This is a genomic window from Herbaspirillum sp. BH-1 (assembly GCF_002870055.1).
Taxonomy (GTDB): Bacteria; Pseudomonadota; Gammaproteobacteria; order Burkholderiales; family Burkholderiaceae_D; genus Herbaspirillum; species Herbaspirillum frisingense.
Map to the genome: position 1 here is coordinate 320,709 of NZ_PKOI01000005.1, position 15,858 is coordinate 336,566.

Here is a 15,858-nt window from a genome sequence, read left to right on the forward strand (position 1 = left end):
AAGTAGTAAATTCAATTGACAGCTTGTTCGCCCTGGCTTAGATTGGCTCACCACAAAAAGCAAAACGACTCAGGAGACCAGCCCCTTCCAGGCCAGCCCGCGGACCGTGCGTCCGGGATTGACCTCGTCCATGCCGCCTGCTGCGTTTTACTTCACCTTGCTCCACCTGCTCCACTCCAGTTGCGCTTTGCGCTTACCACCCAAGGACAGCACCGCCATGAAACAGCACTTCATCGACAACCGCTGGGTCGCCCCCGCCTCCGGCGAGAGCATCCCCGTCATCGATCCTTCCGACGGCCAGCCCTTCGAGGCCATCGCCCGCGGCAATGCCGCCGACATCGACCGCGCCGTCGGCGCCGCCCGCCGCGCCTATGAGGGCGCCTGGGGCAAGCTGTCGGCGGCCGAGCGCAGCCGCCTGATGATGAAACTGGCCTACAAGCTGCAGGATCACCAGGAAGAACTGGCGCAACTGGAAGGCCGCGATTGCGGCAAGCCGATGAAGCAGGCACGCGCCGATGCGGCCGCCATCGTGCGCTATTTCGAGTTCTATGCCGGCGCCGCCGACAAGTTGCATGGCGAGACCATTCCCTACCAGGCCGGCTATACGGTGCTGACCCTGCGCGAGCCGCACGGGGTGACCGGCCATATCGTGCCCTGGAACTACCCGATGCAGATCTTCGGGCGCTGCGTGGGCGGCGCCCTGGCGGCCGGCAATACCTGCGTGGTCAAGCCGGCCGAAGATGCCTGCCTGTCCATCCTGCGGGTGGCCGAGCTGGCGGCCGAGGTGGGTTTCCCGGAGGGTGCGCTCAATATCGTGACCGGTTACGGCCATGAGGCTGGCGACCTGCTGGTCAAGCATCCGGACGTGGACCATGTGTCCTTCACCGGCTCGCCCAACGTGGGCAAGCTGGTGGTGCGCGGCGCGGCCGACCACCATACGCCGGTCACCCTGGAACTGGGCGGTAAGTCGCCGCAGGTGGTCTTCGAGGATGCCGACATGGAGGCCATGCTGCCGGTGGTGGTCAATGCCATCGTGCAGAACGCCGGCCAGACCTGCTCCGCCGGCAGCCGCCTGCTGGTGCAGCGCGGCGCCTATGAGCAGGTGCTGGAACGGCTATCGGGACTGTTCTCGCAACTGCGGGTCGGTTCTTCGCAGATGGACCTGGATTGCGGCCCGCTGATCCGCAAGACCCAGCAGGAGCGCGTGGCCGGCTTCCTCGCCGATGCCCGGCGCGACGGCATCCCGCTGGTGGCGCAGGGCGAAGTCGCTCCCGGTGCACCGGCCAGCGGTTTCTACCAGGCCCCGGCCCTGCTGCGCGATGTGCCCGCGCGTCACCGGCTGGCGCAGGAAGAGGTGTTCGGCCCGGTGCTGGCGGCCATGCCCTTCGAGGATGAGGCCGAGGCCATCGCCCTGGCCAACGGCACCGACTATGGGCTGGTGGCCAGCGTCTGGACCCGCGATGGCGGGCGCCAGATGCGCCTGGCGCGGGCCATCCGCAGCGGCCAGGTGTTCATCAACAACTATGGCGCCGGTGGCGGCGTGGAACTGCCCTTCGGCGGCGTCAAGGCCAGCGGCCACGGGCGTGAAAAAGGTTTCGAGGCGCTCTATGGCTTCACGGTCCTCAAGACCATCGCCATCCGCCACGGCTGAGATCGTTTCAATCCCAATTTTTCAAGGAGACACATCATGCGTTTGCAAGACAAGGTAGCCATCGTCACGGGTGGCGGTTCGGGTTTCGGCGAGGGGATCGCCAAGGCTTATGCCCGTGAAGGCGCGGCCATCGTCGTGGCCGACATCGGCGAGGCCGGCGGCCTGCGGGTGGTCGAAGAGATCAAGCGCGCCGGTGGCAAGGCGGTGTTCGCCCGCGCCGACGTGTCCAAGCGGGCCGATATGGACCAGTTGCTGGCCACCGCCCTGGAACAGTTCGGCAAGCTCGACATCGTCGTCAACAATGCCGGCACCACCCACCGCAACCGCCCCATGCTGGAAGTGGAAGAGGAAGAATTCGACCGTGTCTATGCCGTCAATGTGAAGAGTATCTTCCTCTCGGCCAAGACCTTCGTGCCCTACTTCCGCCAGGTCGGCGGCGGCGCCTTCGTCAATATCGCCTCCACCGCCGGCGTGCGTCCGCGTCCCGGCCTGACCTGGTACAACGGCAGCAAGGGCGCGGTCATCACCACCAGCAAGTCGATGGCGGCCGAACTGGGTCCCGACAAGATCCGCGTGAACTGCGTGAATCCGGTGATCTCGGCCACCGGCCTGCTGGCCGAGTTCATGGGCGTGCCCGACACCCCGGAAAACCGCAAGAAGTTCGTCGCCACCATCCCCATGGGTCGCTTCTCGACCCCCGAGGACATCGCCAATGCCTGCCTCTACCTGGGTTCGGACGAAGCCCAGTTCGTCACCGGCGTGTGCATCGAGGTCGATGGCGGGCGCTGCGTGTAAACACCTTCATGTGCGCGGGGCGATATTGCTTTGACAATCCTGCCCCCGCCACTACAATGCTGGGCACCGTCAGCCGGCCACACAGAAGGGTCGGCGACGTAAAACAACATAACGTCAAAAAATCTACTGGAGCGAGACATGACTTATCAAGCAGGCGCGGCTGCCGACGGCGCACGCGCATCCTTTGAAGACGCCACCTACGCCAAGGTCACCTGGCGCCTGTTGCCCCTGCTGTTCCTGTGCTACGTGGCCTCCTACCTGGACCGGGTCAACGTCGGCTTCGCCAAGCTGCAGATGCTGCAGGACCTGAAGTTCAGCGATACCGTCTATGGCCTGGGCGCGGGCATCTTCTTCCTGGGCTATTTCGTCTTCGAAGTCCCCAGCAACATGATCCTGCACAAGGTCGGGGCGCGCCTGTGGATCGCCCGCATCATGATCACCTGGGGCATCATCTCCGGCGCCATGGCCTACGTGACCACGCCACAGATGTTCTACATCATGCGTTTCCTGCTGGGGGTGGCCGAGGCCGGCTTCTTCCCGGGCGTGATCCTGTATCTGACCTACTGGTACCCGGCAGCGCGACGCGGCAAGATCACCGCGCTGTTCATGACCGGCATCGCGCTCTCGGGCGTGATCGGCGGCCCGCTCTCGGGCTGGATCATGCATGCCATGCCGGGCGTCTGGGGCCATTCCGGCTGGCAGTGGATGTTCCTGCTGGAGGCGGTTCCTTCGCTGATCCTGGGCGTGCTGGTGATCCTGTACATGAAGGATCGCATCCGCGATGCCGACTGGCTCGACGAAGATGAAAAGCGCCTGCTGGAAACCAATATCAGCCACGAGGAAAGCCAGAAGGAACACCTTTCCCTGGGCGCCATGTTCTCCAATGGCCGGGTCTGGCTGGGCGCGCTGATCTACTTCTGCTTCGTCATGGGGCTGTACGGCGTGAGCTTCTGGCTGCCGACCATCATCAAGACCACCGGCGTGACCGATCCGCTCAATGTGGGCCTGCTCACGGCCATTCCCTATGCCTTCGCCGCCGCCGCGATGGTGTTGATCGCCCGTAGCGCCGACGCCCGTCGCGAGCGCCGCTGGCACGTGGCCATTCCGGCCTTCCTGGGCTGCATCGGCTTGCTGCTGTCCACCGTCTATGACCACAACACCACCCTGGCGATGGCCTCGCTGACGCTGGCCAGCGTCGGCATCCTGACCACGCTGCCGCTGTTCTGGAGCCTGCCGACGGCCTTCCTGTCCGGGACCGCAGCGGCTGCCGGGATTGCGCTGATCAATTCGCTGGGCAACCTGGCAGGTTTCGTCAGTCCCTTCCTGGTGGGCTGGCTCAAGGACACCACCCAGAGCACCAATGCCGGCATGTACGTGCTGGCGGCCTCGCTGGTGATCGGCGGTCTGTTGACGCTGACCCTGCCGGCCAAGCTGGTCAACAAGTAATCTGCTTCGCTGAACGCTGAACGCAGAACGGCGGCTCCCTGGAGCCGCCGTTTGTCGTTTCAGGGGTGGGAGGACGATTGCGGTTCCAGCAGCTCACGCATGGCCAGCCGGACTACCTCGGCCTGCGTGGCCTGGGGATGGCGCTGGCGCTGCAGCGCCAGCAGGGCATCCACCCTGCCCCGGTCGCCGTGGCACAGCTCGGTCATGCGGGCGGTCATCTCCAGGTAGCCGTCGGGATCGTGCAGGGGCCGGTCCTCACGGCTGATGTGGCGCAGCCAGGCGCGGTCGGCGGCGAAGAGCGCCAGTACGGCGCAGGACATCAGGATCAGCCAGGGCAGCATGACAGTCTCATCGGCAGGTAAAGCGGCGATTCTGCCTGCGGGCAGGTGTTACCACCATCGACCATGCGGGCAGAACCAGGCGCGTCCTGTCGGCTACAGCGCCAGCCACTCCGCTTGCACGGCAGCATCCGCCTCCAGCGCGGCGGGCGTGCCGTGAAAGACCATCTCGCCGCGCCCCATGACATAGACCCGCTGCGACAGGTCCAGGGCGATTGCCTGCTTTTGCTCGATCAGCAGCACCGCCACCTGCCGGCGGCGCAGTAGCGTCAGGTAATGCGCGACCTGTTCCACCATCTGTGGCGAGAGGCCTTCGGTGGGCTCGTCGATCAGCACCAGCGATGGATTGCCCAGCAGCGCGCGGCCCAGTGCCAGCATCTGCTGCTCCCCGCCTGACAGCGATCCGGCCGCGACCTGGCGACGCCTGGCCAGCGCCGGGAACAACTCATAGACCTCTTCCTCGCGCCAGGCGTCGACCGGCTGGCGCGCGCCCTGGCGGCCCAGCAGCAGGTTCTGCGCCACACTCAGGGTGGGAAAGACGTCCCGGCTCTCTGGCACATAAGCCATCCCGCGCCGGGCAATCGCATGGGTGGGCAGACCGGCGATGCTGGCGCCGGCAAAGCGGATGTCGCCGCTGCTGCGCACCAGGCCCATCAGGGCCTTGAGCAAGGTGGAGCGGCCGGCGCCATTGCGTCCGAGGATGCTGACGATTTCTCCCCGTTGCACTTCCAGCGAGACACCCTGCAGCACGTGGCTCTGGCCGTACCAGGCCTGCAGGTCGTGGACGCTGAGCAGGGTGTCAGCCATGTCGCCTCCGGTTCAGGTAGAGCGCCTGCACTTCCTGGTTGGCGCGGATGCGCTCGGCGCTGTCGCAGGCGATGACGCGGCCGTTATCCATCACCGCGATGCGGTCGGCCAGGTCGAAGACTACCTGCATGTCGTGTTCCACCATCAGCAGGGTCTTGCCCACCGTGACTTCGCGGATCAGGGCCACCATCGCCGCGCTCTCGGCCCGGCTCATGCCGGCCGTGGGTTCGTCCAGCAGGATCACGGCGGCATCGGCGGCAATGGTGACGGCCAGTTCCAGGGCACGCTGCTCGGCGTAGCTCAGTTCGCCGGCCGGCACCTGCGCGCGCGCGCCCAGCCCGACACGCTCCAGCACCGCCTGGGCACGGGCGCTGGCGTCGTGCAATTGACCGAGGCGGCGCCAGAAGGCGTAGCGGTAGCCGAGTGTCCACAACAAGGCGCAGCGCACGTTCTCGAACGCGGTCAGGCGCGGGAAGAGGCTCGTGATCTGGAAGCTGCGCGCCAACCCCTGGCGATTGATCTGCTGTGGCGAGCACTGCGTGATGTCCCGCCCGTACAGCAGCACGCGCCCGCTATCAGCCCGATAACGGCCCGACACCAGGTTGAACAGGCTGGACTTGCCGGCCCCATTGGGCCCGATCAATGCGCAGCGCTCACCGGGATGCAATTGCAGATCCACGCCGCGCAGGATCTGGCTGCCATCGAAGGCCTTGGTCAGGCCCTGCATGTCCAGGGAAAACGGCGTACTCATCGGCGCGCTCATCGGCCCGCCCCCTGCCGGCGCCACACGGTCAGCGCCGTCGCGCCGGCCACGATGAGCATGGCGGCGGTGATCCAGGGCAGCGGCGCATGCACATCGATGGACCCGCCCCACCACTGCAGGGGCGCCGCGCCATCGCTGCCTTCGGCCAGACTGCCCAGGCTGGCCTGATAGGCCATCTCGGTGGCCAGCACCACGCCGGCCAGCGTGACCAGCGCGGCCAGCAGCCAGCTTGCCAGACGCCACACCAGGCGCCGGTCGAAGGCGCCATCGCGCCAGGTGCGCCAGCCGCGGTCGATCAGGCTGGCAAGGCCGCCCGGGGTGGTCATGACGATCAGGATGAAGAAGGCGCCCAGATAGAGCTGCCAGGCCTGGGTATAGGCCGAGAGCCAGGACGAGAACAGCACGCCGACCACGCCGCCGACGATGGGGCCATAGAAATAGGCGGTGCCGCCGATGAAGGTGAACAGCAGGATGGCGCCGGAGCGCAGCGCGCCCACGTATTCGGCGCTGACGATCTCGAAATTGATGGCCGACAGCCCGCCCGAGACGCCGGCAAAGAAGGCCGACAGGATCAGCGCCAGGTAGCGCACCCGCTGCGGATCGTAGCCGATGAAGGCGGCGCGTTCCGGATTGTCGCGCACGGCATTGAGGATGCGTCCCAGCGGCGTGTGGCGCAGCGCGCAAATGGCCATGGCGCAGACCAGCAGCCAGCCGGCGATGAGGTAGTAGACCTGGATCTGCGGCCCGTAGCTGATGCCCAGCACCGGCGCGCCGACGACCCGGTTGCCGGAGATGCCACCCTCGCCGCCGAAGACCTCGGGCAACATCAGCACGCAGGCCGAGACCAGTTCCACCAGCCCCAGCGTGATCATGGCAAAGGTGGTGCCGGCGCGGCGCGTGGTGGGATAGCCCAGCACGACACCGCACAGGGCGCCGGTGAGGCCGCCCGCCAGGGGGACCAGCGTCAGCGGGAAGGCCAGCGCGCCTTCGCTCATGCGGTTCATCAGGTGGATCGCACCGAAGGCGCCCAGGCCCGAATACACTGCGTGGCCGAAGGAGAGCATGCCGCCCTCGCCCAGCAGCATGTTGTAGGACAGGCAGAGCAAGACCATCGTCCCCATCTGCGAGAGCAGCGACAATGCCGCGCTTTGCGGAAACACCAGCGGTGCCGCCAGCAGGAGCAGGGCCAGGCACAGCCAGGGCAGGACGATGCGCTTCATGCTCAGCCCTCCCGCTTGCCCATGAGCCCCTTGGGGCGCACCACCAGCATCACCACCAGCAGCAGATAGGGCAGCACCGGCGCCGCCTGGGCCAGCGTCAGGCGCACCAGTGGCGCCAGCGCGCTGCCACTGGGCACCTGCACGCCCAGACTGGCCAGGGACACATCCAGCGCCACCGCGAAGGTCTGCATCAGGCCGATCAGCAGCGAGGTGATGAAGGCCCCGGCCAGCGAACCCAGCCCGCCCACCACCACCACCACGAAGATGATGCTGCCCACGGCGGCTGCCATGCCCGGCTCGGTGACGAAGGCATTGCCGCCGATCACCCCGGCCAGCGCGGCCAGCGCGCAGCCGCCGCCGAACACCAGCATGAACACGCGCGGCACGTTATGCCCCAGGGCCTCGGCCATCTGCGGGTGCGTCAGCGCCGCCTGGATCAGCAGGCCGATGCGGGTATGGCGCAGCAGCAGCCACAAGGCCAGCAGCATGAGCGCCGCTACCAGCAGCATGAAGCCACGGTAGATGGGGAAACTGGTCGAATAGAGGGTGAAGAGCGTGCCATCGAGTTCCGGCGGGATGCGGTAAGGCACCGGCGAGCGGCCCCACACCAGTTGCACCAGTTCCACCACCAGATAGGACAGGCCGAAGGTGAACAGCAATTCCGGGACATGGCCGTAGCGGTGCACGATGCGCAGGCCGTAATGCTCCACCAGCGCGCCGGCCGCGCCCACCAGCAGGGGTGCGATCAGCAGCGCCGGCCAGAAGCCCAGCACGCCGGCAATCGCATAGGCGACGTACGCCCCCAGCATGTAGAAGCTGGCATGGGCGAAGTTGGGCACGCCCATCATGCTGTAGATCAGCGTCAGGCCCGAGGACAGCAGGAACAGCAGGAAGCCGTAGCCCAGGCCGTTGAGGAAGGTGATCAGCGCGAATTCCAAGTTGCCAGCCTTGCCAGGGATGCGGTGGGTTCAATAGGAGTCAGACCGGGTCAGACAGCATCGAGGCGCCGGGCCGAGCGCGGCCGGACGCAAAAGTGGAGCGATCCTATGGGATTCGCGCTTCTCTGTCAAAATAGCGGATTGTGGCCCGCTTTGGGCCCCACAGGCTGCCTATGACCCATCCTTATCTGCTTTCGCCGCTAGGCAACGGCTTCGCCGCCCTGCCCCCGGCCTTCTACACCCGGCTGCAACCGACGCCCCTGCCCGATCCCTACCTGGTCGGTTTCAGCGACGAGGCCGCTGCCACCATCGGACTGGCCCGCCCGGCACCGGAGGATCGCGGCTTTCTCGACATCTTCGCCGGCAACCAGCTGGCACCGGGCTCGCAGCCGCTGTCGGCAGTCTATTCGGGCCATCAGTTCGGCGTCTGGGCCGGTCAATTGGGCGATGGGCGCGCCATCACCCTGGGCGACCTGCCGGCAGCCAGCGGTCAGGGACGCATCGAACTGCAGCTCAAGGGCGCCGGCAAGACGCCCTACTCCCGCATGGGCGACGGCCGTGCCGTGCTGCGCTCTTCGATCCGCGAATTCCTCTGTTCGGAAGCCATGGCGGCGCTGGGCATCCCCACCACCCGCGCCCTGACCGTGATCGGTTCGGACCAGCGCGTGCAGCGCGAAACCGCCGAGATCGCAGCGGTGGTGACCCGCATGGCTCCCAGCTTCATCCGCTTCGGCTCGTTCGAGCATTGGTACTACAACCAGCGGTTTGACGATCTCAAGGTATTGGGTGATGCCGTCCTGGAGCAGTTCTATCCGGAACTATTGCGGGAAGAAAACCCCTATCAGGCCCTGCTGAAGGAAGTCACCCGCCGCACCGCGACGCTGATGGCGCAATGGCAGGCAGTGGGCTTCATGCATGGGGTGATGAATACCGACAACATGTCCATCCTGGGCCTGACGCTGGATTACGGCCCCTTCGGCTTCATGGAAGCCTTCGACGCCCGCCACATCTGCAACCATACCGACAGCCAGGGCCGCTACAGCTACCAGATGCAGCCGCGCATCGGCCAGTGGAACTGCTTTGCGCTGGGCCAGGCGATGCTGCCCCTGATCGGTTCGGTAGAGGCCACCGAGGCCGCGCTGGCCGATTACGAGGCCGTGTTCCAGGCGCAGCATGATGCGCTGTTGCATGCCAAGCTGGGATTGCGCACCCAGCGCGCCGACGACAGCCAGTTGATCGAGGCCATGTTCGCCCTGCTGCAGGCAGGTCATGTCGATTTCACGCTGTTCTTCCGCCGCCTGGGCGACTTGCAGATCGGCAATAAAGCCAACGACGAGCCGCTGCGTGACCTTTTCATCGATCGCCCCGCCTTCGATGCCTGGGCCACGCAATACCGCGCCCGCCTGCGCGCCGAGGACAGCGACGACGCCGGCCGCCGCCTTGCAATGCATGCGGTCAACCCCAAATACGTCCTACGCAATTACCTCGCCCAGGTCGCCATCGACAAGGCGCAACAGAAGGATTTCACCGAGGTGGCGCGCCTGCAGACCATCCTGCGCCACCCCTTCGACGAGCAGCCTGAATTCGACCGCTATGCCGACCTGCCCCCCGACTGGGCCAGCCATCTGGAAGTGAGCTGTTCTTCCTGAACGGCCATTCATTCCGCTAATACAGTTAATGCCGGCATCGCCCGTCATCACCAAGGAGCCAAGCATGACCCAACGAGTAGAAAAGACCGAAGCCCAATGGCGCGAGCAACTTGACCCCGTGCAATACCAGGTCACCCGCGAAGCCGCCACCGAGCGCGCCTTCACCGGCCGTTACTGGGATCACCACGAAGCCGGGACCTACACCTGCGTGTGCTGCGACACGCCGCTGTTCACCTCGGATGCCAAGTTCGACTCCGGCTGCGGTTGGCCGAGCTACTTCGAGCCCATCGATCCGGCCAACGTACGCGAGAAAGTGGACCGCAGTTATGGCATGATTCGCACCGAGATCATCTGCAACGTCTGCGACGCCCACCTGGGCCACGTCTTCCCGGACGGCCCGCCGCCGACCGGACTGCGCTATTGCATCAACTCGGCTTCGCTGCGTTTCGACCCGGCATAAGCCTGGCGGCCCGCGCTGCACCGCTGGCAATACATGCGGCACATGCAACACATGCAACACATGTAGCACGGGCAGCACGGGCCGGATGATCGCCGATCAACCGTTTACTGACTTTTCCTGAAGAAGCCAACCGATGAAGTTCCTGTTCGACCTGTTCCCCGTCATCCTGTTTTTCGGCGTCTTCAAATGGGCCGAAGGCCATCCCTCGGCCGCCCAGGACCTGGTGATGCAATACCTGGGTGGCGCCATGTCGGCCGGTGCCGTCACCGCCACCCAGGCACCGATCCTGCTATCCACGGCCGTGGCCATCATCGCCTCGCTGGGCCAGATCGCCTGGCTGCTGCTGCGCCGTCGCAAGGTGGATGGCATGTTGTGGGTGTCCCTGGCCATCATCGTGGTCTTCGGTGGCGCTACCATCTATTTCCGTGACGATACCTTCATCAAGTGGAAGCCGACCATCCTGTACTGGGCCTTCGGCCTGGCCCTGCTGGTGTCGCAACTGTTCATGAAGAAGAACCTGATCCGCGTCATGATGGAAAAGCAGGTCACCCTGCCCGAAGCCATCTGGCCGCGCCTGAACCTGGCCTGGATCGTGTTCTTCGCCGCCATGGGCGTGCTCAATCTCTACATCGCCTTCAACTATGCCCTCGACACCTGGGTCAACTTCAAGATGTTCGGCAGCATGGGCCTGATGTTTGCCTTCATCATCGGCCAGAGCCTGTTCCTGTCGAAGTACATGAAGGATGCCGAATGAGTGGCGCCGATACCCGTGCAGAACGCATTCGTTCACGTCTGACTGCAACTTTCTCGCCAGCCGAATGTCTGGTCGAAGATGAGTCTGCCCAGCATGCCGGACATGCGGGTGCAGCCTCGGGCGGAGGACATTACAGGATCCGCCTGGTTTCAGACTTGTTCGAGGGCAAAAATCGGTTGAACCGCCATCGGCTGGTGTATGATTGCCTGTCCGACCTGATGCAGCAGGAGATCCATGCGCTGGCCATAGTGGCGCTCTCCCCGTCAGAGGCAAAGAACTGAGACCAAGAACAAAGACCGACGCCTGCTTATCAAGCCCCCTCCTGTTTTTTTCTCCGTTTTGATTCATTCCTTTCTTTTCTAGGATTCAACAATGACATTCAAACCCGCTCGTCTGCTGGTGCTGCTGTTCGCAATTGCTTCCATCCCGGCCTTCGCCCAAAACCTGGCCGTCGTCAACGGCAAGGCGATTCCGTCCTCCCGCGCCGAACTGATGGTCAAGCAGATGACTGCGCAAGGCCAGCCTGATAGCCCGCAACTGCGCGGCGCCATCAAGGAAGAGCTGATCAACCGTGAAATCCTGATGCAGGAAGCCGACAAGCAAGGCCTGGCCAACAGCACCGACGTCAAGAACCAGCTGGAACTGGCCCGCCAGTCCATCGTGATCCGCGCCCTGATCGCCGACTACCTGAAGAAGAACCCGGTGTCGGACGCCGACATCAAGGCCGAATACGACAAGTTCAAGGCCCAGGCCGGCGACAAGGAATACCACGCCCGCCACATCCTGGTGGACAAGAAGGAAGACGCCGAAGCCATCATCGCCAAGCTGAAGGCCGGCACCAAGTTCGAAGACCTGGCCAAGCAATCCAAGGACACCGGTTCGGCCGCCAACGGTGGCGATCTGGACTGGGCCAGCCCGGCCTCCTTCGTCAAGCCGTTCTCCGACGCCATGGTGGCCCTGAAGAAGGGGGACATCACCCAGACTCCGGTGCAGACCCAGTTCGGCTGGCACGTGATCAAGCTGGAAGACGTGCGCGCCGCCAAGGTCCCGACCCTGGAAGAAGTCAAGCCGCAGATCGCTGAAGCCCTGCAACAGAAGAAGCTGCAGGCCTATCAGGAACAACTGCGCGCCAAGGCCAAGGTGCAATAAGCCCCTCCCGCCTGCGCAGCCCGAGTGGCTGATGGAAGACCCAGGTCTTCCACCGCCCTCCACCGACATGCCCGGACAAGGTTTCCTTGCCGGGCATGTTGCTTTTTAGCTACGAATTGACGCACAACTCATGCGGTAGCCGTCAAAAAAACGTCCAAATCCTTCGCAATTTCTCCCAAAAGCGGCTTTTTGATGCCTTCCCGCCCTACGGGAACACCATCTTCTACGTCATAGTGAAGATTTATTCTTATAAAAGATTTATCCAATAAATTTTTTATAAACATATAAATTCACTAAATAATTAAAAAAGAAGAATAAACCTGCACCATTTTGCGCAATTTACGAACCATCGTTCTGATATTCTTCGTTCCTGTTCCAAATAGGGACAGGCTGCGAATCGCCACGGGAGCAGGAAGCAAGGGAGTCCCGGTTCGCAGCCAAGAAAAAGGTGTTTCGGGGAGAAGCACACAAGGCTGATCCACGACGCCATCAACAACACAACATTCGTGCTTTCAGGAGAGATACCTATGAAGAAGAGTTCCATGCTGCTGCTGGCAGCCGGCCTGACCACCGGCGGCGCCGCGTTTGCCCAATCCACCGTGACCATCTATGGCATCGTCGATACCAGCATCCGCTATCTGAGCAGCGACAATGCGCAGGGCAACAGCAACGTGCGCATGGATAACGGCGCCATCGCCAACAGCCGTCTGGGCTTCAAGGGTACCGAAGACCTCGGTGGCGGCCTGAAGGCCATGTTCCAGCTGGAAAACGGCTTCAACGGTGATAACGGCAGCATGAGCCAGGCCAACACCATCTTCAACCGTCAATCCTGGGTTGGCCTGGGTGGCAGCTTCGGCAAGGTGTCCATCGGCCGTCAGAACACGCCCCTGTTCGACCTGATGGCTGACCACTTCGACCCGCTGACCGTCGGTAACTACGACAGCAACTCCTGGCTGCCGGCTGCTGGCACCCTGGTGCGCAACAGCAACATGATCAAGTACTACGGCAGCTTCAGCGGCTTCAACGTCGGCCTGTCCTACGCCGCTGGCGAACAAGCCGGTTCGGCCCGCCGCGGTAGCCAGATCAGCAGCTCGCTGCAATACACCACCGGCCCGTTCTCGGTCGGCGGCGGCTGGCAGCAAACCGTGAGCGCCACCAACAGCGACAACAAGGACACCACCTACAACCTGTCGGCGTCCTACCAGATCGGCGCAGCCAAGCTGTTCGGCGGCTACTACAACATCAAGGACAGCACCGGCACCACCGCTGCCTACATGGCCATGAGCAACAGCACCGCCTCGGCGGGCGGCATCGCTGGCGTGCAGCGCAAGGACAAGGGTTACTTCCTGGGTACTTCCTACCAGGCAACCGCCGCCCTGTCCCTGACTGGCGCCTTCTACTACGACAAGAGCCAGAACGCCTCGGTAGCAGGCGTGGGCAATGTCGGCGACGGCAAGCGTTACGCCGTGGTGGCCTGGGCTGACTATGCGCTGTCCAAGCGCACCCAGCTGTACACCATCGTGGACTACAACAAGGCCAAGGACGCAGCCCGCTACGAGCTGACCGGCCAGGCCGCCGGCAAGGACAACGTCACCACCCTGGGTGTTGGCATTCGTCACATCTTCTGATCCGGGCGTGAAGGCGCTCTCCCCTGGGAGAGCGTGCTAACAACGGGAAGCATTCAGAAAGCAGAAAGAAAAAGCGCAGTTCCTTTCGGAACTGCGCTTTTTTGTTTTTTGGTGCTTACCAGCAGCACTGTGGAAGCTCCTGAAAGTAACTTCATCCGCTCCTCCGGTCGGCTGAACCTCATCCTGACTGGATAAACGCTCTAAAACAGGAATTTGGCCTTTAATTGCTCAGAAAAAGATGGTGGTACTGGAATGACGTAATTTTTTTGATCCGCGTCGTCCTGATAGTTGATCCCGGCGTGATCGATACTCAAGGCCCGGTGACCCAAGGGGTTATCCCATTCGATCGTCAGGTATCTCCTGACCAGCACGTGTCCCGCTCTATCTGAGACCTTTATTTCAGCGACGTCAGGAGGATCATCGGCATACAACCCGCCATTGCCGGTGCCGCTGCCGCAAATGGTGATGAGGTATTGCTGCCCTAGAATTTCCTTTGATCCGCCATTTAATCTTTCCGTGTAGTCGAACCTGCCGCAATCAACCTTGTGTCCTCCGGATAAGCCAAGATAGATCGCGAATATCAGGAAAGCCGAAACAAACATCAGGGCGGACCTACTCAGCATATGGGTGATCCGGCTTTGCAGGGACGGCTTAACGTACCGAGTTTGATCGTGATGGGAGTTTCCAGCTTATGAAGTTCAGGCTTACTGTAGATCATGAAATCCTCACCCTGGTCGTTGCGCGCTCTCCAATCATTGTAGGAGCGGTTGAATACAGGCCAATAAACATCCATCTCCACAAATTTCCTCAAAAAGGAACGTCGCGTGTCGATTGGCTTATCAAGCGGCTTTTGCGGAAAAGGTAGATAGTCCCAGTCCACTCTGTATTCCTCCTTCTTTCCGCCTTTCAGACGCATTTTCACTGACGGATAATACTGACCAAGTAGCTCATTGGCAGCCATCACCAAAGAAGAAGTCATTCCATGCTTGTTCCAGTGACCGAGATACTGGCTATTTGCCGGGTCCTTGTCATTGAAAGAGTAGTTGTCCTTCAAATACACGTAGACATGGGTCATCCTGGCTTCCGCGTCCATACAGTACCGATAAGGATTCTGGCTGTAATCAAAATATCGCTGCCCCTGAACCTCAACTCTTCCTATCGCTACATACAGAAGAAAATTTCCTAGCGTCGCAGTTAAATCAGTCGGCGTCATCCAGTCCCAATCTGAGGTGTCAAACGTGCTTATTTTCTTTCGCTGGAAGTGCCAGTCAATATGAAACTGTCGGAGGTCTGAGTTGATGATCTCTGTCTCAAAGTTTAGGTTTGGCTTGGCACTTTGAGAACGCTGGAAGGCATCGCGAACCCGCTCAAGCAATTTACGCTCCACCAACGCGAGCGCCTTCTCGGAATAAATATCTGAGCGAAGCAACTCGTCAAATTTACTCTTGACGGCCTTATATCCAAGCACCCACCGCAGTGACACGATCGAGTCATCCAGCGGCTGTTCAGAATCAGGCTGATCGTTATAGACATGTGCTTGGCCAGAAAACCACCTTCTTGCCGCTTTGGCCGCGACTGGCCACCCCATTTTCTCCATCGCTGCCGGAATATCCTGAAGATCGAAGATCGCAAGCTTTTCCCGATCTTCAGCGTCGATATAGCGCTGTCGAAATAGAGAAATCCGCTTTTGCTGAGTCGCTGATTCCGGCCTATCAGGACTTCCCGGATTATTTTTTTCTTCGCGCGTTTTTTCCTTTCGTACACCTCCCGGCGTCACATTGGGTAGTAGGGGGTCTGCTTTCGTAGCCGAGCCTGGTGGGAGCCGATCGAAGGAAATCGTTTGAAATGTATTGATGGGAACCGCGCCGGCCGAGCCCTTGTATAGCCGCCAGCGCGGACTTCGCAGAAGAGAACGTTCGATTACGTAATAAGGGACTTTCCTGACCTTTGCCATGTGACTCTCGAATGGGGAAATGATGAGCCCAACATGCTAACGTCCGAAATCGTGCTGATCTGCCGTCCAAAGAGCCAGCTTGACTGCATCGCAGTCGACACACGGTCTGGCAATAAAAAAACCCCATGTGAACTGCACCCCAAAAGTTGGACATAAATCCAACCTTTGGGGTGTTTTTCATGGCGAAGTACGATGTGAAGTTCAAGCAGGAAGTAGTGCAGAAATATCTGGCGGGAGGCAGTGCCAGAGGGCTTGCCAAGGAATATAGGCTGGACCACAGCGTAGTTCGGCGGTGGGTCCGGAGCT

Annotated in this window: 16 protein-coding genes; 9 read left to right on the forward strand and 7 right to left on the reverse strand. The window is 62.0% G+C overall.

Translation table 11 applies throughout. The annotated features are described in order from the left end of the window. The first annotated feature begins 217 nt into the window (after positions 1 to 217). The 3 genes from HBH1_RS09730 to HBH1_RS09740 all read left to right on the forward strand — a co-directional run bounded on the left by HBH1_RS09730 (position 218) and on the right by HBH1_RS09740 (position 3,892). On the forward strand, positions 218 to 1,651 hold the full coding sequence (locus tag HBH1_RS09730; protein ID WP_102662578.1) for an aldehyde dehydrogenase family protein: 1,434 nt from the start codon (positions 218 to 220) through the stop codon (positions 1,649 to 1,651). A 36-nt stretch (positions 1,652 to 1,687) separates the two neighbouring features. Beyond that, the gene (locus HBH1_RS09735; protein WP_102662579.1) at positions 1,688 to 2,446 is read left to right on the forward strand and encodes an SDR family oxidoreductase; all 759 of its coding nucleotides are present in this window, start codon (positions 1,688 to 1,690) and stop codon (positions 2,444 to 2,446) included. Positions 2,447 to 2,584: 138 nt separating this feature from the next. Next, positions 2,585 to 3,892 (forward strand): MFS transporter, encoded by a 1,308-nt coding sequence (locus tag HBH1_RS09740; protein WP_102662580.1) that lies wholly within the window; start codon positions 2,585 to 2,587, stop codon positions 3,890 to 3,892. Between the two features lie 59 nt (positions 3,893 to 3,951). On the opposite strand, the gene HBH1_RS09745 is transcribed toward HBH1_RS09740, so the two are convergent. The 5 genes from HBH1_RS09745 to HBH1_RS09765 all read right to left on the reverse strand — a co-directional run bounded on the left by HBH1_RS09745 (position 3,952) and on the right by HBH1_RS09765 (position 7,958). Then, entirely contained in the window at positions 3,952 to 4,233 is a 282-nt protein-coding gene (locus tag HBH1_RS09745) for a hypothetical protein (RefSeq protein ID WP_102662581.1), read from the reverse strand. 93 nt (positions 4,234 to 4,326) lie between these two features. Next, positions 4,327 to 5,037 (reverse strand): ABC transporter ATP-binding protein, encoded by a 711-nt coding sequence (locus HBH1_RS09750; RefSeq protein ID WP_102662582.1) that lies wholly within the window; start codon positions 5,035 to 5,037, stop codon positions 4,327 to 4,329. After that, positions 5,030 to 5,788 carry an ABC transporter ATP-binding protein gene (locus tag HBH1_RS09755; protein ID WP_102662583.1) on the reverse strand — a complete coding sequence of 253 codons (759 nt, stop codon included), beginning with the start codon at positions 5,786 to 5,788 and terminating at the stop codon, positions 5,030 to 5,032. Before HBH1_RS09755 ends, HBH1_RS09750 begins: the two co-directional genes overlap by 8 nt. A gap of 8 nt (positions 5,789 to 5,796) precedes the next feature. Continuing rightward, positions 5,797 to 7,020, reverse strand: a complete 1,224-nt coding sequence (locus HBH1_RS09760; protein WP_102662584.1) for a branched-chain amino acid ABC transporter permease — start codon at positions 7,018 to 7,020, stop codon at positions 5,797 to 5,799. A 2-nt stretch (positions 7,021 to 7,022) separates the two neighbouring features. Continuing rightward, complete coding sequence (locus HBH1_RS09765) at positions 7,023 to 7,958, reverse strand: branched-chain amino acid ABC transporter permease (protein ID WP_102662585.1); 936 nt, start codon at positions 7,956 to 7,958, stop codon at positions 7,023 to 7,025. Positions 7,959 to 8,131: 173 nt separating this feature from the next. Between HBH1_RS09765 and HBH1_RS09770 the strand changes: the two genes are divergently transcribed. The 6 genes from HBH1_RS09770 to HBH1_RS09795 all read left to right on the forward strand — a co-directional run bounded on the left by HBH1_RS09770 (position 8,132) and on the right by HBH1_RS09795 (position 13,598). Next, a complete protein-coding gene (locus HBH1_RS09770) occupies positions 8,132 to 9,607 on the forward strand; it encodes a protein adenylyltransferase SelO (protein WP_102662586.1) in 1,476 nt (491 codons plus the stop codon). A 64-nt stretch (positions 9,608 to 9,671) separates the two neighbouring features. Continuing rightward, a complete protein-coding gene (gene msrB, locus HBH1_RS09775) occupies positions 9,672 to 10,067 on the forward strand; it encodes a peptide-methionine (R)-S-oxide reductase MsrB (protein ID WP_006712619.1) in 396 nt (131 codons plus the stop codon). 133 nt (positions 10,068 to 10,200) lie between these two features. Then, positions 10,201 to 10,821 carry a septation protein A gene (locus HBH1_RS09780; RefSeq protein ID WP_102662587.1) on the forward strand — a complete coding sequence of 207 codons (621 nt, stop codon included), beginning with the start codon at positions 10,201 to 10,203 and terminating at the stop codon, positions 10,819 to 10,821. Then, entirely contained in the window at positions 10,818 to 11,102 is a 285-nt protein-coding gene (locus HBH1_RS09785) for a BolA family protein (protein WP_006712621.1), read from the forward strand. The genes HBH1_RS09780 and HBH1_RS09785 overlap by 4 nt, the downstream gene beginning before the upstream one ends. 91 nt (positions 11,103 to 11,193) lie before the next feature. Continuing rightward, positions 11,194 to 11,970: a peptidylprolyl isomerase gene (locus tag HBH1_RS09790; RefSeq protein ID WP_006712622.1), complete on the forward strand. Its 777-nt coding sequence runs from the start codon at positions 11,194 to 11,196 to the stop codon at positions 11,968 to 11,970. Between the two features lie 527 nt (positions 11,971 to 12,497). Beyond that, entirely contained in the window at positions 12,498 to 13,598 is a 1,101-nt protein-coding gene (locus HBH1_RS09795) for a porin (RefSeq protein ID WP_102662588.1), read from the forward strand. Between the two features lie 200 nt (positions 13,599 to 13,798). On the opposite strand, the gene HBH1_RS09800 is transcribed toward HBH1_RS09795, so the two are convergent. Then, positions 13,799 to 14,221, reverse strand: coding sequence for a hypothetical protein (locus HBH1_RS09800; RefSeq protein ID WP_102662589.1), 423 nt, complete (start codon positions 14,219 to 14,221; stop codon positions 13,799 to 13,801). After that, positions 14,215 to 15,552, reverse strand: a complete 1,338-nt coding sequence (locus tag HBH1_RS09805) for a DUF6402 family protein (protein ID WP_102662590.1) — start codon at positions 15,550 to 15,552, stop codon at positions 14,215 to 14,217. The genes HBH1_RS09800 and HBH1_RS09805 overlap by 7 nt, the downstream gene beginning before the upstream one ends. Positions 15,553 to 15,858 lie beyond the last annotated feature (306 nt).